This is a genomic window from Acinetobacter sp. ANC_7588, from assembly GCF_056783995.1.
This window is the reverse complement of the sequence record NZ_JBWYIU010000009.1, coordinates 17,152-36,488: the sequence shown is the minus strand read 5'-3', so window position 1 is coordinate 36,488 and position 19,337 is coordinate 17,152. Positions and strand designations below refer to the sequence as shown.

Sequence of the window (19,337 nt, the reverse complement as noted above, 5' to 3'; positions counted from 1 at the left end):
TCATTTGTTATTTTGTCGCTTTATATAATCGGTCTGCTTCGTCAAATCGGTCAGTAACATCTGAGTTCGGTTGCTTACCTAATAAACTCACAACAATGATTGCGATGAGAGAGCAAATAAAGCCAGGAATGATTTCATAGATTCCAGTATCAGCCCAAATATTTTTCCATACAATAACGGTCACTGCACCAATGATCATCCCCGCCAAAGCGCCATTTAATGTCATGCGTTTCCAGAATAAAGACAGAATAATGAGCGGGCCAAATGCTGCCCCAAAGCCTGCCCAAGCGTAGGCAACTAGACCAAGTACTTTAGATTCAGGGTTTGACGCTAAAACAATCGCAAGTAAAGCTATCAGTAGCACCATCAAGCGACCCACCCAAACCAGTTCTTTTTGAGAAGCAGTTTTACGGATGAAAGATTTATAAAAATCTTCGGTTAAAGTGCTTGAACATACAAGAAGTTGACAACTCAATGTACTCATTACCGCAGCCAAAATTGCAGCTAATACAATGCCGGCGATCCATGGGTTAAATAGAACTTTCGTTAACTCCATAAATACAGTTTCAGGGTTAGCATTCACAATATTAGCGAACTGTGGATTTTGCTGAAAATAAGCAATACCGACATATCCAGCAGCCACTGCACCACCGAGGCACAGAATCATCCAAGTCATACCAATACGACGAGCATTAGGAATCGATTTAACTGAATCAGCAGCCATAAAACGTACGAGAATATGAGGTTGTCCGAAATAGCCTAAACCCCAAGCCAGTAATGAAATAATTGCAACGGTACTTAAGTTACCCATTAAACTGCTTGCTTCTGGTCGCGCTGCTTCAAGTGCTAGATTCACTTGAGATAAATCGGAAAAAGTCAGTAAAGCCACGATGGGGGTAAGCAATAAGGCAAAAATCATTAATCCCGCTTGGATGGTGTCTGTCCAAGAAACAGCCAAGAACCCACCAATAAAAACGTAACTGATCGTTGCAATTGCACTAATCCAAAGGGCAGTGCTGTAAGAAAGATCAAACATACTTTCAAATAATCGAGCGCCTGCCACCATGCCTGAAGCACAATAAATGGCAAAGAAGATTAAAATGACAAATGCAGAAACGATTCGTAGAATTTTTTTCTGATCATTAAAACGATTGGAAAAGTAATCTGGGAGTGTGAGGGCATTGTGTTGAACTTCAGTATGAACTCTGAGACGTCCTGCCACTAACAGCCAGTTGAGCCATGCACCAATAATTAAACCAATTGCAATCCACATTTCTGATAGACCAGAAAGATAAATAGCACCTGGCAAACCCATAAGTAACCAGCCACTCATGTCAGAAGCACCAGCTGAAAGGGCTGTTACAAAACTTCCCAAGCGTCGTCCACCCAAAATATAATCTGAAAAGTTCGTGGTCGCTCGATACGCGATTAAACCAATCACAACCATGGCGACAATATAGAACAAGAAAGTGATTAAGGTGGGATCAAAGGTGCTCATACAATTTCCATGATGCAGTTAGACGATAGATTGTTTTCATGCAATCTTTCAGGATGCGAAATTTAACCATAAATTTAAAATAAATGCTGAAGAATTGAATCTCGAGTCATATCAATAACAAAGGCAGCCGAAGCTGCCTTATAAATTTTGAAGAGTGTCTGAGCGATTTAAGGATTATTACGACCCATTACCCCACGAATCGTATTCATGATGTCAGCAGGCAATACCACAGTTTTAGCATTATTAGATTTAGCCATATCCTGCATTGCTTTTACATATTGTTCACCAAGTAGATAAGCGACAGGAATCTCTTTGTCGCCTACAGCATTGGTAACCATATTAATGGCTTTTTCTGAAGCTTCAGCGAGTACAACTTGAGCCTCAGCATCGCGACGTGATGCTTCAAGACGACCTTCAGCTTCAAGAATCGCAGCTTGTTTTTCACCATCAGCACGTGTCACTGTCGCACGACGTTGACGTTCAGCTGCGGCTTGGGCTTCCATTGCAGATTGCATTGTACTTGATGGTTGAATATCTTGGATTTCAACCGTCTTAAGCGTAATTCCCCAATCTGAAATATCATCAGAAATTGCTGCTTTCAGCTTCGCTTTAATATGATCACGTGAAGATAAAGCATCATCCAAGTCCATTTCACCTACGATTGAACGTAAAGAAGTTTGGACAAGGTTTTGGATTGCCCAAGTATAGTTTTCGATACCGTAGACTGCTTTTTCTGGTGTAGTAATGTTAATATAGGCAACAGCGTTCATTAAAAGAACTGCGTTATCTCTTGTAATCACTTCCTGAGATGGAATATCGAGAACGATATCTTTTGTCGTGACTTTATATGCGACTTCATCAACATAAGGAATCACAAAGTTTAGACCTGGACTTAAGGTTGTATGGTATTTACCCAGACGTTGTACGATCCATTTATAGCCTTGAGGAACAATACGAACCCCTTTAAAAATAGTGATCCCGACGAATGCCAAAAATGCGATGGCAATAATTGAACCAGACATTTCTACTCCTTTAAGAATTATTGTTTATAACGGTGAGTTGAGGTTATTGTGCGCTTGAACGACCAGCTCATTACCTAAAATATCTGTAACTCTGACACGATCACCGACCTGAACAGGGCTCAGTGTTCTGCAATTCCATTCGTCAGAGCCTAGAACTGGAAGCTGAAAACGAACTTTGACTAATTCAGGTTCATGACCAATTTGAATCACCATCCCAACTTGTCCGATGGTCGCTTCACGTGAGAGACCCGCTTTAGTCTTATCAACGGAAAGTGGTTTAATAAATTTAAACCAAACCACCGTACATGAAATCGATAGGACAACCCATAAAATAATTTGAGTTGGAAGCCCCATAGAAGGAAATAGCCACACCAGTATGCTAATAATGACAGCAGCTATACCAAACCACAGTGCAGCAAAGGCCGGTAAAATGAGCTCAGACAGGATGAGCAAAATACCTAATACAAACCAATGCCAAGGTTCAATCAATAAGTCCATACATCTACTCTAATCGTTATCTTGTTATAGACGAAAACATCTATATCAAGATAACAGACTAGGGCAGAGAAGCCTATAAAAAATGCTTAAAAGCGAGCTGTTGGTGCAGGTTTGAAAGCAGCAGGAGATTTTTTGAAATTGGCAATTGCGGTATCTATTGATTTAATTTTCAGTTGCGCTGCTTTCTCACCTTCAAGTATTGCCTCATTGCTGGCTTTCAAATCCAAAGTTCCTAAATGGCCAACTTTTGGCTGAATCACGACTGTAGCTGCATTGAGTTCAGTATTGATACTTTGTTGACCCATAATATTAATCGTTTGATCCAACAGTCCCCACATGCTCATCGGCTTATTGCCTGCAGGGCGTGCAGAAATATCAACTGCTATCACAATATCTGCACCCATATTTTTGGCAGTTTGAACTGGAATTGGACTCACGAGTCCACCATCAACATATTTGGTTTTGCCAATCGTTGTTGGAACAAAGACGTTAGGGATACTACATGACGCTCTTACGGCTTGACCTGTATTACCTTTGACGAAATCAGCGCGTTTACCATTATCTAAACGTGTGGCAACTGCAGCAAATCGAATCGGGAATTGTTCAATCGGTTTGTTCCCAACCTGTCGATTGACATAATCTTGGAGCTTTTGACCGAGGACCACACCCTGTCGATTTAAAGTTAAATCACGAATATCGGACTCTTTCAGCTGAAGTGCAATTTGCTGTAGTTGATAGGGAGATTTGCCTGAAGCATAAATACTACCGACAAAACTTCCAGCACTTGTACCCGTAACAATTTTGGGTTTTATACCATGAGATTCTAAAACCTTTAATACACCAATATGCGCAAAACCTTTTGCACCACCACCGCCTAGAGCAATGGCAATCACTGGCTCGCGTGCTTGAATTTGAGTGGATTGTGTAGGATTTTTTACAGTAGAGTTACAGCCTGATAGCGCCAATAAACTCAGGCCAATGAAGCTGATTTTGGGAAGATTGAGGAGCAATGACATAGACATTAATCTGTTAAAAAGTGCCAAAATTTTAGGCATATCTCAACAGATTACTGTCTATTTTTCTAGCATTTTTACAAAAGTTCTTTAAAGGGTAATGCTAAACGACTTATATTTTTAGGAGAAATTTTTCCACGATAATATTCTAATATTTTGTGCAGATCAGATTCATAGTCTCCCGTCATTTCGAGGCTTCCTAAACATCGAATGACTTTATGATCATAATCAAATGCAAACATTACCACTGGTATATTTGCACCTAAGGCAATGTGATAAAAACCGCTGCGAATCTTTTCAGCACTTTTTCGTGTACCTTCAGGTGCCATTGCGACCCAAATTTTATCTCGTTCATGAATGGCTTGAACAATTTGTTGAGTCAAGCCTTGGGGGGTATCGCGTTTTACCGGAATCACCCCGATCCATTTGAGTAAATGTTTGAGTGGAGATTTGAACAGACTATCTTTTCCAAAGATTGTGACTTCAATGCCAATGCCAAGCATCGCGAGAAAGGCATACAGTCCATCATAATTTGATGTATGCGGGGACACAATTGCGACAGCTTTGGGGAAATTTGGAAATTCTCCTTCAAAAGACCAGCCTTGTCGAAGATAAAGCTGTTTGAACGCTGCTCGACTCAACTTTGAACCGCGTTGAGGAACTTGTGATGGTAATTTTGGAAATCTATTGTTCATTGTGCGTTGTATAATTGCTTTTTAAAATTATTATAAAGACCTTGTGTATGAGATACATTGGCAGAATAAGAATCAAGTGACAAGGACATCTAAATACGAATTGATTAAGAAGATATCAGTTACAGGACACCTCTTTCATGTCACCAAATACCAAAATGTATGTGCTTTTATTTTCACTCTATTGGGCGCAAGGATTGCCAGTAGGATTTATGACACATGCTTTGCCCGTGATTCTGCGTGCTGAAGGTGTTTCCTTAACGCATATTGGTGGATTTGGATTGCTGATGGCTCCGTGGGCACTCAAAGTTTTATGGGCTCCATTGGTTGATCGCTATCATTTGTTCAATCAAGGGCATTACCGCAGTTGGATTATACCTACTCAGTTACTCACAATGATTACGTTGATAATCTTATCGTTTATCCCCATTCAATCACTGAACCAACCTCAATATCTCTTTGGATTTTTCGTGGCATTGTTGATGATGAATAGTATCGGAGCGACTCAAGATATAGCAACCGATGGCTTAGCTGTGAATATTCTAAAAGGTGAACAACAGCATCTAGGCAATATGTTCCAAGTGATTGGTTCAAGGTTGGGCTTTATTGTGGGAGGCGGTGCGATATTGTGGGTATTAGATGCATTGACTTGGCAAACCACTTTTTTATGCTTGGCTATTTTGGTGGCATTTAATACGCTACCCGTATTATTGTATCGTGAGCCTCAACATGCTTCACAAAGCATCAATAATCATCAAGATGATGATTCATCATCTAAAACTCAAAGTTTCGTGAAAGCTTTAAGTCATTACTTAAAATATTTTTTTCAAAATCGAGAACTCAGACTTTGGTTTTTTGTATTGTGTAGCATTAAAGTGACGGATGGATTGTCTGGACCTATTCTTAAACCATTGTTGGTCGATTTAGGACTATCTAAGACGCAAATTGGTGTCAATGTGACCATGCTTGGAGCATTTGCTGCTTTGATCGGAGCAGGTATTGCAGGTTGGCTACTTAGGTTTTATTCGCGTGAAAGTGCTTTAATTACTTTTTCACTGCTTAAATTATTGAGTCTCATTGGATTTGCATGGTTATCGCATTATGAGGCGCGACCTTCTGAATTGAACGTCGTGTGGATCTATATCATCAATGCTTTAGAAGATATGTTCGCTGCGATGTTATTGGTGATTATTCTAACCTTGGTGATGCAATACAGTCGGAAAGAATTTGCAGGAACAGATTTTACTTTCCAAGTCGCATTGATGGCTTCCATTGCGGGAGCACTGTATACCTTGAGTGGCATATTAGGCGATTGGCTCGGTTATACCTCGTATCTCATTTTGATCTGTATATTAGGATTATTTTTGTTCATACCGATTTTAGTATGGAGTCGGTATACAGCTCAAAACAAACATCAATGGAATTAGTCTGTAATCTATCTTTTATTCATTTTCATGCTTAGGATGAAATAAAAATGAATAATCGAGATTGCGGAGAGTTGATAGCATGGGCAAATGAATACACTCCTCTAAGCACTATGAAAATTCAAGCTGTTATTTTTGATTTGGACAATACACTGACACACCGAGATTTAAGTGTTCAAACTTTTAGTCGGGCATTATTTAATACTTATAAACAGCAAATCGATCAATCTGCCTCGTCTGCGCAAGCTGAGATTCTCGAAACGATTCGATATATTGATCATGGTGGCTATCCCATCCGAGAAAGAATGACTGAACCTACCATTGGTGGTTCAGTCGCTCATGCATTACTCAAGCAGTTGAAATGGAAAAAAGCACCAGAATTAGATGAATTAAGTGACTATTGGTTTAATCAATTTGGACTAAACGCAGTCATGATGCCAAATGCTATTCAGACGCTTGATCAGCTTAGAAGCGAAGGATTTAAGTTGGCAATCATTTCGAATGGAGGACATTTCACTCGACATAAAATTATCGAAGGTCTAGGAATCGCGCATCATTTTGATGTGATCATGAGTTCTGACAAGGCAGGTGTGTCAAAGCCTCAAGCAGAAATATTTCATATGACTTGTCAACAATTAGGAATTGCACCTGACCATTGTCTTTATGTTGGTGATCATCCAGTGAATGATTATTGGGGTGCTACTCAGGCTGGATTAGATGGACTATATTTGGCGGGGTTTCACCAATCCTTAGCTGAACATCAACCGCCGTTAAATAAAACAATCCAGACTTTGCCTGAAATTTTAGCGTATATAAAACAAGTCAATGCATGATGTAAATGATGAATTTTTGAGACGATCAGCTTGATGCAGTGTAATATAAAATGATCAGTTCAAAATGCATGCAATAAACCACTGTGGTTGATTGAGCGTATTAGGACTGAGCGATCTGCACTCGATTAGGCTCATCATTTATGTACAGCATTGTTTTATCCTTAGTGCCGCTGATAGGGCTCATTTTAATTGGATATTTTCTTAAACAGAAATCATATTTAACTGACGAGTTTTGGGCGGGTGCAGAAAAACTCAACTATTTTGTTTTTTTCCCTGCCATGCTCTTTGGCAATCTGGCTCAAGCTGATATTCATATGGAGATGGTAAGTAAAATTTTAGTCGTTTTACTCGTGGTCTTTCCAATTGCTTGTGCAGTTTTATATATTCTAAAAAGAATTTTTCAGACGCCAACACGAAGATTTGGAGTCTATGTTCAAAGCAATGTACGTTTTAATACCTATATTGGTTTAGCAGTTGTTGCTTCGCTTTTTCCAGCAGAAGGCATGACGATTTTTGCATTGCTGTTGGCGATCAGTATTCCTGTTGTGAATATCATCTCGGTATTGGCACTGACCGATCATGAAAATATGAATTTCCGAGCAGTGATTATATCGCTACTCAAAAATCCTTTAATTTTAGGTTGCCTGGTTGGGGTGCTCTACAATGTATCCGGGCTACCATTATGGAAAGGTGCTGAGTCATTAATTTACCAACTTGCGATATGTAGCTTACCTATGGGACTAATGTGTGTCGGTGCTGCATTACAATTTGTGGCTCTTAAAAAAGAATCTTTTCCTCTAATGATCAACACGCTATCGCGTTTATGTTTAATGCCGATTTTGGCTTGGTTGGTCTGTAAAATGTTGGGCTTCAATGCTTTAGAGACGCAAATCTTTATTTTATATTTTGCATTACCAACGGCTTCAGCTGCATATATTCTGACGAAAGTATTGGGTGGCGACAGTCAATTAATGGCTGGCGTAATTAGTCTGCAAATTATCGGTGCTGCAATCACACTACCCATCGTTTTGACTTACATATTGCACTAAAACTCAGAAGTATAATTCCAAATATTTAGAATCATTTGAAAGCTTATCGATTCAATTTGAATTAGATTATGTATTTGTGTTGAATTATGAGAAAATGCAAGATTAAGTTGAATTGAAGTACTCCCATGACACACCACAATGCTGAATCTTTAAGTGATATCGAAATTTTAGATATTTTGCAGTCAATGAAATCTGACGAACTTAATGTTGAGGCGAATAAACTGATTCGTAGTGGTGGTAAAGAGGGGCGTCAGGAAGCACATAAAAAAGCCTTGGTTGCATTACATCAATCTTTCGAAGAAAAGTTTGTTGAAGCAGTGACACTTGCGCTAGGCTTAAATGAAGCACAAGCAAAAAAAATTAAATATAAAAAAGACAGAATTCGTATTCTTAAAGCGCGTGGTATTGATTATCTTGAGATTGATGGTGCTGAAACAGCACAAGTTTTATCGCAGGTTGCACAGGCGATTACACGTGAAGAAGCAATCGTAACACATGATCTACACAATATTTTTCCATTTTGGAAAGAAGGCTGGCCAATGGTTCAGTTAGATAATGCGTATGCTATTTTAGCTGAAGATATCGATATTCATTATCAAGCAACTTTAGATAAACTTTTAGAAATCTATGGTCGCTAATACTTTATTATTCAAGTTAAACAAAGAATTGAAAACGTAGTTTAGCGAATCAAGTGACTGAAAACCGATTTAAGCAAAGGCTTAAATCGGTTTTTTTACTTTTATCAGTAGCTTATATTTTGAAAGCAGAATAAAAAATCTTAACAGACTCAAATATGTATGCTGAGATTGTTAGACATTTCAAGAGTTCTATGCATTGTTGGTCTGTTATTATTAAGCAATATTAAAAAATAAGGATAACTATAATGATGGGTCTTTCAATTGGTCATATCGCACTATTTGCCATAATTATTTTGGTCATTTTCGGTACAGCTAAATTAAAGAATTTTGGCAAAGATGTCGGCGGCGCTGTAAAAGATTTTAAAGATGCTGTTCGCGAAGATAAAAAAGACACTCATCAATAATCTTTTTTAAACAATATTCAAAGCAATATTGTGGTGTTTTAACCTATGTTTGATGTTGGGTTTGGAGAACTACTCTTTCTTGGACTGATTGTAATTGTGGTCTTGGGTCCTGATCGTTTACCCGATGCGATTCGTTTTGCGCTTCGAAGCTTGAAAAAAATAAGTGAAATAAAATCCGATATTAAACAGAAAGTAGATCTAGAACTTGAGCTTCATCAACTTCGTGAAGAATTAAAAGACGAAATTCAGAATGTTAAACAGCTTGAAACTCAAATGCAGGAATACTTCGCGCATCTAGATGATCAAATTGATCAGAAACAAAAACAATATTTCCCAATACAAAAGTTTTATGTTCCAGCACCTTATAAAACAGATTTTCTAATGACTCATTTAGCGCATTGGTCGTGTGTTGATATACATGTAATGGGAGTGAGATATGTCTGAAACTTCCGACCTCAAAAAAACACTGAGTCATTTTTCTGATTATTTTGAAGAATTTAGGCGAAATTTAATTCATGTCGTTATCGGCTTTTTAGTTATTTTTGTTGGATTAGTGCCATTCGCGAACAAAATTTATAACGCGATCGCACTGCCTCTACAAGCTAAATTACCTGCAAATGCGCATATGATTGCGACAGATATTACCAGTACATTTGTAGCACCCATTAAGTTGGTATTTTTTGTCACGCTGATCATCCTTTTTCCTTTTATTTTTTATAAATTATATGTTTTTTTAAAACATGCGCTTTATCTGAAAGAACGTAAAATTTTCTTTTTCTTTTTTCCCTCAAGTATTGTGTTGTTTTACTCGGGCATTGCACTGGGATACTTTTTTATTCTGCCCGCTGTATTGGGATTCTTTATTGGAGTTTCGCCAGATAGTGTGACCCCTATGACAGATATTCAACAATACTTATTGTTTTGTATTAAGTTTTTCTTCGTCTTAGGGCTGATTTTTCAAGTGCCATTGGTCATTATGATCACGGTGTATTTTGGATTAGTAGACATTGAGACCATCCAAAAAAATAGACCTTACATTTTTATCTTTTGTTTTTTTATTGCCATGTTTGTAACGCCGCCAGACATATTATCAATGGCGATTGGGGGCACAATGATCTATCTATTATTTGAAATTGGGCTGTTATTTTCAAGAATATTGAGTCAATCGAATTATCAAAATTAATGTTAAATAAATCACAAAATAATTAAATAGTGTCATACAGTTTTCATTATAGATACACAATTCATTCTGTATATTAAAAGTGCTTAACAAAAGTTAGGTGTATCTAACATAAATTCTTTATAACGAGGTTTTAATCATGAGCTTAGTAGAATTAAAGCAAGAAGAAATCAATGAAGTATCTGGTGCTGGAACATTGATTGGTGACTCAATCATCCACGGTGTGAACTTATTCAATCAAACACTTAATTCAAAACTGATTTCATCAGTTGGTGTTGTATTTAGTGCAGTAGGTTTAGGGCTAGTACACCAAGCTGCTGATACTACTGGTTTAGTGGCATCAAAAACATTAATTGGTCTAGGTCGTGCACTTGGTGGCGATGTAGATGAAACTCCAAACCATTACGAAAAAGAAAAGGCAGAAGGTCAATATAAACTTCTTCCGACTTTGAATGGCGTTCGTGCTTGGCTTTCATAAGTTTTAAATAAAGTGTTAAAGGCAGACTGGTCATGAGTACTTGTCTGCTTTCAGTAACAGAAATAATAAAGCTAAAACTTTTGGTGGCTATAACAATGCAAAACTCATCAGAACAAATAGATCACGATAAAAGAAACTTTCTAAAAACAATGGGTAGCTTAGCTGCTGTTGGTGCTGTTTCAGCATGGTTCCCAACACAAAAGGCAGAGGCTTGGTTTTTTCCTTTACAAGAAAGATTAGTAAATTTCCCAACTGAAATCTCAATTTTTAAACAGGAATATGAAAATTGGTCTGGGGAATCTCGTTATGAAAATGCATGGACAGCATCACCCAGAAATCAAGAACAAGTTTTAAAAGCGATTAATTGGGCTTATCAAAATGGTTATAAAGTCAGAGCCAAAGGGATGTCACATAATTGGTCACCTTTATTGTTGAATGATCAAGACACGACTACTAAAATTTTATTGATTGATATGCCAACGCATATCAACAAAGTCAGTATTGATGCAAACGGTATTGTGACTGCCGAAGCAGGCATTCAAATGGAAGCATTGTTAACCGCAATGGAATACCGTAATCGTGGATTTGTAGCAGTGCCCGCACCTGGAGATTTAACTTTGGGTGGTGTGTTGGCCATTGATGGTCATGGCACAGGTGTACCTGCCGTAGGGGAAATAAAACAAGAAGGTCAAACTTATGGTTCGATCAGTAATTTAGTGGTATCGATCACTGCTGCTGTTTTCGACCAACGAGAAGGTCGATATGTTGCGAAAACCTTCCTGCGAAATGATCCAGAAATTCGTGCATTTTTAGTTCATATAGGTCGTGCATTTATTTTATCTGCACAATTACAAACGTCAAAAAATCAATATATTCGTTGTGAAAGCTATACCGACATTCATATCAATGAGCTATTCGCTCAAGATAAGCATGCTGGACGTACCTTCTCTCATTTTCTGGATAAATCTGGTCGTGCAGAAGCAATTTGGTTTCCATTCACCGATTATCCTTGGTTAAAAGTTTGGACTGTTACTCCGTATCGTCCTTTGACTGCTCGACAGACAGTCAAACCATTCAATTATTGGTTCTCAGATAATTTGATCAAACCTATTACTGATTTGATTCATAAAATCATCGTCAATAAAAGTACTTATCTCACGCCAACCTTCGGTTTTACTCAGTATGAAATCTCTAAACTAGGTTTAAATGGTACGCCATTATCTGGAATCACGACGATTTTGACTGGTGGTTTGGCTTCCACTCAAACTTATGATTTATGGGGAACGTCAAAAAACGTTTTACTGTATGTCAAACCAACAACTTTGCGTGTTACGGCAAATGGCTATGCTGTCATTACCAGTCGTGCAAACGTTCAACGGGTTATTGCTGATTTTTGTGATTATTACGGCATTAAGATGAAGCAATATCAAAAAATGGGTCGTTTCCCAATGAATGGACCTGTTGAAATTCGAGTTACGGGCTTGGATCATCCAGAAGATTCAATTGTTCACGGCGCTCAAACAGCAGCATTATCAGCCATTAAACCTTGTCCTGATCATCCTGAATGGGACTGTGCCGTTTGGTTTGATATTTTAACCTTGCCAGGTACGCCATTCTCAGCGCAATTTTACACAGAAGTTGAGGAGTGGATGTCACAACGTTATCAAGGTGATTCTTTGATGCGACCAGAATGGTCTAAAGGGTGGGGCTATACCAATCAAAAAGCTTGGGATAGTTCAACTTATATCGATTACGAAATTCCACGCGTCCATGCTCAGGGTCAATCTAATCATTTAACCATTAAGTCGAGTAGTCATATTTTAAAGCAATATGATCCTCATGCTTTGTTCACAGCACCTTTAGTCAATCGAGTTTTGAAATAAAGCGAGATGAACGCTTCGTTTTTAATCTATTGAAATCAGTATCCAACTGAGTTTATTCAAAGCAGATTTAGGTGAGCGAAGTGTGGGATAGAACAGGAGACAACACAGATTATGACTATTTTATTGAAAACTTTTGGTTTGTGTTTGTCTCTTTTATGCACGCTGTTGAAATGTAGTCAACTTGATGAAAATTCAATATAAAAACCCGTACTTGAAAAATTAATTACAAATATATATGACAAATAAGCTGTTTAGAGACAAAGCGATTGATGCACAAAAGTCAAAGTGGATTGGTGAAGTCATTTTGATTCGACCATTTTCATTTACGGTACTTACGATTGTTGTCGCCACTTTCACTGTTTTATTAGTGAGTTTTATTTTTTTTGGAAGCTACACGAAGAGGACGAGTGTTAAAGGATTATTGATTCCTAATACGGGTTTAATCCGAGTTTATAGTGCTGAAGGCGGCACAGTCAGTGAAAAATTCGTCAAAGAAGGTCAGTTAGTGGAGAAAGGGACACCATTAATTGCATTAAAAATGACGCGTTATAATAGTACAGGTAACTATAATGAGTCTGTACAACAACAAATTGAGTTAAAAAAACAAAGTTTAGATACTGAAAAAAATAAACTAAAAGACTTACATTTAAATAGTGTTCAACAATTAAATGCAGAAATTCAATCTATACGTTTAGATTTAATAAAATTAGATGGCTTAATTGCCGAGCAAAGCCAACGTCTAGCCCTTGCACAAGAAAATGCACATCGTTATCGAGATTTAAAAGATAAAGAATATATTTCGATTGAAGAATATCAACTGAAGCAAGATAACTATATCAGCCTAAAAGTTGCTTTACAGAGCTATGAGCGAGAAAAAAATACTAAACAAGCTGAATTAGAAAATAAATTATTGGCTCAGCAAGGACTAGCATCGAAGTTGGAAAGTGAGCTGACTTTGGTCGATCGTCAATTAGCTTCGAATCAGCAAGAGTTTTTAGAAAATAAAGCGCGGGATAGTTTGCTATTACAAGCCAATGCGACAGGAAAAATAGCATCGATTAATGCAGAGGTTGGTCAGTTTATTTCTCCTAATATTCCTGTCATGAATATTGTTCCGACGCCTTCTTATTTAGAAGCACATCTTTTTGTACCCAGTTCAGCAATTGGATTTATACGGACTGGTCAAACCGTAAAACTTCGTTTTCAAGCCTATCCTTACCAAAAATTTGGTCAAGGTGAAGGTGTGATTCATTCAATCTCAGCGACGACGATGAACCCACAAGAACTGACCAATTTAGGCGAGTTAAGTCAGGGTGTAACACTTAACCAAAGTGAACCTGTGTATTTAGTCAAAGTCAAATTAAAACAACAGTTTGTAAAAGCCTATGGTGAAAGTAAGCCTCTTAAAGTGGGCATGGCCTTTGATGCAGATATCATGCAAGAAAAAAGAAAACTATATGAATGGGTACTCGAACCGTTATATAGCATCACTGGCAAGATATAAGAAGAAATAACATGCAGATATTAGACAAAATTTCTCTTGGATTTGGACGGAAAATTCCAACCATTTTACAGACGGAAGCGACAGAATGTGGATTAGCCTGTATTGCGATGATTGCGCATTATTATGGCTATGAGTCTGATTTATTAACGTTAAGACGTCGTTTTTCAGTTTCTCAAAAGGGTTCAAATCTCAATCAGCTGATCAAAATTAGTAATCAGTTGAAAATGGTTACACGCCCATTAAAGCTGGATTTAGAAGATTTGGATCAGCTTAAAACCCCGTGTATTTTACATTGGGATTTCAACCACTTTGTGGTATTGCAAGAAGTCAGTGCCAATAAAGTCACGATTTTAGATCCAGCATTTGGTAAACGTGTACTGACACTCAATGAGGTGTCTGAACATTTTACGGGTGTTGCATTAGAGCTTTGGCCAGATACTGAATTTGAAAAAAAAGAAGATAAAAATCAGATTCAGCTTAAAGGTCTAATCGGTCATGTTCGTGGTTTATGGAAATCTCTCGGGCAAATTTTAATCTTGGCCTTAGCCTTAGAAGTTTTTTCATTAATTAGCCCATTCTTTATGCAATGGGTGATCGACCATGTGATCGTATCTGCAGATCGGGATCTCTTAACGATACTGGCTATTGGCTTTGGCATGTTGATGTTACTTCAGCAGTTTATTGGGCTACTCCGTTCTTGGATCATGATGTATATGAGCACGCATTTAAGTGTGCAGTGGCAAGCCAACGTCTTTAATCACATGATTAATGTTCCTGTCTCTTATTTTGAAAGACGATCACTCGGTGACATTGTTTCGCGATTTGGATCAATTGGTAACATTCAAACCACGCTCACCACAACGTTCTTAGCTGCGATTCTTGATGGATTAATGACAGTATTTACGTTGATTTTAATGTTTGTATACAGTCCGAAGTTAGCTTGGATTGCAATTTTTACCATGGGCTTATACGCCTTAATCCGATGGATTTGGTATGCACCTTTGAAGCGAGCGACTGAAGCGCAAATTATTCATGCAGCGAAGCAAAGCAGCCATTTTATGGAAACTGTGCGTGGAGCTAAAACCATAAAACTGTTCCAGCGACAAGATGTTCGCCGTTCGACATGGTTAAATCTTATGGTCAATCAAGTTAATGCTGGATTAACGACCCAAAAGTTAGGTTTAGGTTTCTCATTGGCAAATGGAGTCTTATTTGGTATTCAGAACATTCTAATTATTTGGTTAGGTGCCACATTGGTATTGGAGGGTAATTTTACAGTCGGTGTACTGATGGCTTTTATGGCCTATAAAAGTCAGTTTGATGGCCGAGTCGCAGGTTTAATCGATAAGTTTATCGAAGTTAAAATGCTTCAAATTGATGTAGAGCGTTTATCCGATATTGTGTTAACAGAACAAGAAAAATTATACGGCGATGCTGAAATCACAAATGTAGATCAGGTTGAGAATGCAATTGAGGTCGAAAATCTGCACTTTAAATATTCAGAAAATGACCCTTATGTACTCAAGGGGATTAGTTTCAAGATACCCCAAAATCAATCTGTCGCCATTGTGGGGGCAACAGGTTGCGGTAAGACCACATTGCTACATGTTCTGTTAGGTGTATTTAAACAGAATGAAGGTGAAGTCAAAATTATGGGGCGTGATTTTGAACAATTAGGATTAAATGCTGTACGAGATCAAGTTGCCACAGTGTTACAAGATGACATTCTATTTGCTGGTTCAATCGCAGAAAACATTTGTTTTTTTGATTCAAATCCTGACATGCAATGGGTACAAGAATGTGCAGCCTATGCCGCAATTCATGATGACATTAGCCGTATGCCAATGGGATATCAAACCCTAGTGGGGGATATTGGTAATATGTTGTCAGGAGGACAAAAACAACGAATTTTATTGGCTCGTGCTATCTATAAAAAACCAAAGATTTTATTTATGGATGAGGCGACCAGTAGTTTAGACGTATTAAAAGAACAAGAGGTCAATGCAAACCTCAAGCATTTGAATATTACCAAATTGATTATTGCACATCGTCCAGAAACGATTTCATCTGCTGAGCGGATTATCGCTTTACAAGATGGCGTGATCGTCCGTGATATGTTGACCAAGGATTTGCAACCTAAATGAAAATTACATACATCGCTTTCATTGTTGTTGCTGGGTCGCTATTCGGACATAGTTCGTTGGCTTATGCAGAGAGTTGGTTGTCAAAACTGACTCCAAATCAAAAAAAACAACGCGAGACTTTATGGTTTGATGAGCTCACGGCTCAGCGTAAAGCCCGCGAGAATGAGACAAAACGTAAGCAAATAGAACAACAACTCAATCAAAGTGTGTCACTTGATCTTCAAAATCAGAAAATGTTAAGTCAACCTCAACATTGTTTATCTCAAAATAGTCTCAAGAATGAACAGCCAATAGAACTCATTGATGCCATTGAACGTGCAGTTTGTCGTAATCCTGAGACAAAAAGTGCTTGGGTACAAACGCGTATTCAAGCTGCTCAGCTTAAAATCTCTAAAGCAAATTATTATCCTCAAGTGAATAGCACCTTGAATTACGATTGGTCACGTGATGATAATCAAGTAAAAGATCGTCCTGTTTTGAGTTATGACACTGACTTACGCCGTTACGGACTTGGAATAAGAGCCAATTGGCTACTTTATGATTTTGGTAGTCGATTTTATCAAGCAGAAGAAGCCGAAAAATTATTAGCGATGTCTTTGGCACAGCATGATGTTGCTTTGCAAAATATGATCATCAAAACGATTTCGACTTATTATCAAATTATTCAGGCTGAGTTAAAATTAAACAATATTAATGAGTTGGTTGTACTTGCAGAAAAAAACTATGAAATTGCAAATGCTCGATATCGTGCAGGTGTAGGTATCAAATCAGATGCATTACAAATGTCCGCAAATTTGGCGAAAGCAAAGTCAGATCAAACTAAATTTTTAGGTGATTTAAAAATTGCAAAAGGACTTTTAGCATCATTAATAGGTGAGCCTGCATACCAAAATTTCAAAATTAATAATCAGTTAAAAATTCCAAAAGAGCTAGATCTTAAACCGATTGAAATGCTCATTCAGGATGCTGAAAAAATGCATCCAAAGTTTAAAGCTGCACAGTATGATTCACTCGCAGCTGAAAATAAAATTAAGGCAATACAGCGGTCTAGATATCCATCTGTTAGTTTTAACGGTATTTATGATCAGCAAAAACAAACGAGTGACAGTTATGGCAGTGACAGCCAATCTCTACAAGCGGGTGTGCAAGTCAATTTCCCATTGTTTGATGGTTATAATCGAAAAAATCAAATTGTCGTTGCTCAAGAAAACCTAAAATTAAAGCAATTAGAGCAAGAAAGATTGAAGCTTGAAATTAATGCTGAAATCTGGAAAAGCTATAATGAGCTAAATGCAATCCATGACAATATTAAGGCGCTAATGATATTGAATCAAAGTGCTTCAGAAGCCTATGAAGCCGCCCAAGGACGTTATAAAGCGGGTGTAGGAAATTTACTCGAAGTGCTTAATGCTCAGAATGTGTTGAATGAAGCAAAAATGAATTATTCCACCTTGTTGACAGAGTTTTTAGTGGTGAGGTATCAACTTCTATCTAACATGGGGAACTTGAATATTTGGAATGAGACTCAAGCTCAATAAGCCTTTATAAATAAGAGATTGGAGTGATCAAAAAATCACTCCGAAACTAGAGATACGATTAAATAGCAGAATAGAATGGGAACATCCCAAATATTAATCCACTTGCAAGCATCACTAAGCACGTAATAATCGCCCATTTAATGGTAAATTTTTGGTGTTGACCAAACTCAATCCCAGCAAGCCCGCAGAGTAAAAAGGTAGATGGAACTAAGGGTGAGAGCAGATGAACGGGTTGACCAACAATCGATGCACGAGCCATTTCCACAGGAGAGATGCCATAATGTGCTGCAGCTTCAGATAAGATGGGCAGAACACCATAGTAAAAAGCATCATTTGACATAAAGAACGTTAAAGGCATGCTTAAAACGGCTGTGATTGGTGCCAAATATGGACCCATACTATCTGGAATAATCGCTACTAACTCTTTTGACATGGCATCGACCATACCCGTGCCAGTGAGTAAACCTGTAAAAATACCAGCGGCAAAAATAATACCAACGACATTTAAAGCACTACCAGCATGATGAGCGACTAAGCTTTTTTGCATATCAATATCACGATAGTTCACGACTAAAGCAATACACAATGCAATCATAAATAAAATAGGCATAGGCAAAATACCCATGACTAGGCTGGCCATCAGTGCAAGAGTCAATAATCCATTGAACCATCTCAAATGCGCTCGATTTGCCTCTGGGTTTGATGAAATTTGAATATTGTCGCCATGGCTAATATCCAATTCCATGATGCCTAATCTTTTTCGCTCCATTCGGCCATACATGGTTCCTAAAAAGTACAACCAACCAATGGCGAACAGCATCGGTAAAATCATAGGAACAAACACATCGCTAGGATCTACGTGGAGTGCACTTGCCGCACGTGCAGTAGGTCCACCCCATGGCGTTAAATTCATGATTCCACTGGCTAACATCATGAGACAGGCCATAATTAAAGGGCTCATGCCTAATCGCTTGTAAAGCGGTAACATGGCAGCAACACAGATCATATAAGTGGTAGAGCCATCACCGTCTAAAGACACGATCAATGTTAAGGTAATCGTACCTAATACTACTTTGAGGGGATCACCTTTCACCAATCTGAGAATAAATTTCACTGATGGATCGAATAAACCTGTATCAATCATGATGGCAAAATACAAGATAGCAAATAGCAGCATGACGCCGGTAGGTGCTAACTTTTTAACACCATCTAACATCATTTCACCAAGTTCATTAAGTTGAATATGGTTCAAACTATCCACAAAAAAACCTAATCCATATGCAATTAGCGCAAAAAGAACGGGAATAAGCGTGAGTGCGACGAGGGGAGTCATACGTCTAGACATAATGAGGTACATAAAGCACAAAATCATGCCCAAACCAAGCAAGGTCAACATGGATCTATCCTTAGATTAGCGTTTTAATCAATATTGTTTCTATTACAGTATTTGTTATCTTCGAAAACGCCGACCATCTTAGAGAAATTTATGATTAAACTAAATATTGTTTAGAAAATATTAAAATAACCATAATTTTTATA

General features: G+C 37.9%; 17 protein-coding genes and 1 pseudogene. 12 read left to right on the top strand and 6 right to left on the bottom strand.

Going from position 1 to position 19,337, the window contains the following annotated elements:
• Window positions 1-7: 7 nt before the first annotated feature.
• The 5 genes from putP to AC1M9J_RS09610 all read right to left on the bottom strand — a co-directional run bounded on the left by putP (window position 8) and on the right by AC1M9J_RS09610 (window position 4,726).
• Window positions 8-1,498, bottom strand: coding sequence for a sodium/proline symporter PutP (gene putP, locus AC1M9J_RS09630; protein WP_092767008.1), 1,491 nt, complete (start codon window positions 1,496-1,498; stop codon window positions 8-10).
• Between the two features lie 167 nt (window positions 1,499-1,665).
• Window positions 1,666-2,520 carry an SPFH domain-containing protein gene (locus AC1M9J_RS09625; RefSeq protein ID WP_481587249.1) on the bottom strand — a complete coding sequence of 285 codons (855 nt, stop codon included), beginning with the start codon at window positions 2,518-2,520 and terminating at the stop codon, window positions 1,666-1,668.
• 24 nt (window positions 2,521-2,544) lie between these two features.
• Complete coding sequence (locus AC1M9J_RS09620; RefSeq protein ID WP_180028098.1) at window positions 2,545-3,018, bottom strand: NfeD family protein; 474 nt, start codon at window positions 3,016-3,018, stop codon at window positions 2,545-2,547.
• Window positions 3,019-3,104: 86 nt separating this feature from the next.
• A complete protein-coding gene (locus tag AC1M9J_RS09615; protein ID WP_051586590.1) occupies window positions 3,105-4,034 on the bottom strand; it encodes a patatin-like phospholipase family protein in 930 nt (309 codons plus the stop codon).
• A gap of 74 nt (window positions 4,035-4,108) precedes the next feature.
• Window positions 4,109-4,726 (bottom strand): lysophospholipid acyltransferase family protein, encoded by a 618-nt coding sequence (locus tag AC1M9J_RS09610; RefSeq protein WP_481952222.1) that lies wholly within the window; start codon window positions 4,724-4,726, stop codon window positions 4,109-4,111.
• Window positions 4,727-4,863: 137 nt separating this feature from the next.
• On the opposite strand from AC1M9J_RS09610, the gene AC1M9J_RS09605 reads away from it, so the two are divergent.
• From AC1M9J_RS09605 to AC1M9J_RS09550, 12 genes and pseudogenes are all read left to right on the top strand, one after another.
• Window positions 4,864-6,150, top strand: coding sequence for an MFS transporter (locus tag AC1M9J_RS09605; RefSeq protein WP_481587247.1), 1,287 nt, complete (start codon window positions 4,864-4,866; stop codon window positions 6,148-6,150).
• 110 nt (window positions 6,151-6,260) lie between these two features.
• Window positions 6,261-6,980 (top strand): HAD family hydrolase, encoded by a 720-nt coding sequence (locus AC1M9J_RS09600; RefSeq protein WP_481952261.1) that lies wholly within the window; start codon window positions 6,261-6,263, stop codon window positions 6,978-6,980.
• Window positions 6,981-7,120: 140 nt separating this feature from the next.
• On the top strand, window positions 7,121-8,029 hold the full coding sequence (locus tag AC1M9J_RS09595) for an AEC family transporter (protein WP_481952221.1): 909 nt from the start codon (window positions 7,121-7,123) through the stop codon (window positions 8,027-8,029).
• A gap of 125 nt (window positions 8,030-8,154) precedes the next feature.
• The gene (locus AC1M9J_RS09590; RefSeq protein WP_179998562.1) at window positions 8,155-8,667 is read left to right on the top strand and encodes a hypothetical protein; all 513 of its coding nucleotides are present in this window, start codon (window positions 8,155-8,157) and stop codon (window positions 8,665-8,667) included.
• A 245-nt stretch (window positions 8,668-8,912) separates the two neighbouring features.
• Window positions 8,913-9,062 (top strand): annotated as a pseudogene (gene tatA, locus AC1M9J_RS09585) (twin-arginine translocase TatA/TatE family subunit); the annotation flags it as partial.
• Between the two features lie 54 nt (window positions 9,063-9,116).
• Window positions 9,117-9,515: a Sec-independent protein translocase protein TatB gene (tatB, locus tag AC1M9J_RS09580; RefSeq protein WP_051586589.1), complete on the top strand. Its 399-nt coding sequence runs from the start codon at window positions 9,117-9,119 to the stop codon at window positions 9,513-9,515.
• The gene (gene tatC, locus AC1M9J_RS09575) at window positions 9,508-10,254 is read left to right on the top strand and encodes a twin-arginine translocase subunit TatC (protein ID WP_051586588.1); all 747 of its coding nucleotides are present in this window, start codon (window positions 9,508-9,510) and stop codon (window positions 10,252-10,254) included. The genes tatB and tatC overlap by 8 nt, the downstream gene beginning before the upstream one ends.
• Before the next feature lie 136 nt (window positions 10,255-10,390).
• Entirely contained in the window at window positions 10,391-10,729 is a 339-nt protein-coding gene (locus tag AC1M9J_RS09570) for a hypothetical protein (protein ID WP_481591651.1), read from the top strand.
• A 95-nt stretch (window positions 10,730-10,824) separates the two neighbouring features.
• Window positions 10,825-12,612, top strand: coding sequence for a cholesterol oxidase substrate-binding domain-containing protein (locus tag AC1M9J_RS09565; protein WP_481952220.1), 1,788 nt, complete (start codon window positions 10,825-10,827; stop codon window positions 12,610-12,612).
• 235 nt (window positions 12,613-12,847) lie between these two features.
• The gene (locus AC1M9J_RS09560) at window positions 12,848-14,116 is read left to right on the top strand and encodes an HlyD family secretion protein (protein ID WP_481952219.1); all 1,269 of its coding nucleotides are present in this window, start codon (window positions 12,848-12,850) and stop codon (window positions 14,114-14,116) included.
• Window positions 14,117-14,127: 11 nt separating this feature from the next.
• Window positions 14,128-16,260: a peptidase domain-containing ABC transporter gene (locus AC1M9J_RS09555; protein WP_481952218.1), complete on the top strand. Its 2,133-nt coding sequence runs from the start codon at window positions 14,128-14,130 to the stop codon at window positions 16,258-16,260.
• On the top strand, window positions 16,257-17,798 hold the full coding sequence (locus AC1M9J_RS09550) for a TolC family protein (RefSeq protein WP_481952217.1): 1,542 nt from the start codon (window positions 16,257-16,259) through the stop codon (window positions 17,796-17,798). Before AC1M9J_RS09555 ends, AC1M9J_RS09550 begins: the two co-directional genes overlap by 4 nt.
• A gap of 58 nt (window positions 17,799-17,856) precedes the next feature.
• On the opposite strand, the gene AC1M9J_RS09545 is transcribed toward AC1M9J_RS09550, so the two are convergent.
• Entirely contained in the window at window positions 17,857-19,194 is a 1,338-nt protein-coding gene (locus AC1M9J_RS09545; RefSeq protein ID WP_092767019.1) for a CitMHS family transporter, read from the bottom strand.
• Between the last annotated feature and the right edge of the window lie 143 nt (window positions 19,195-19,337).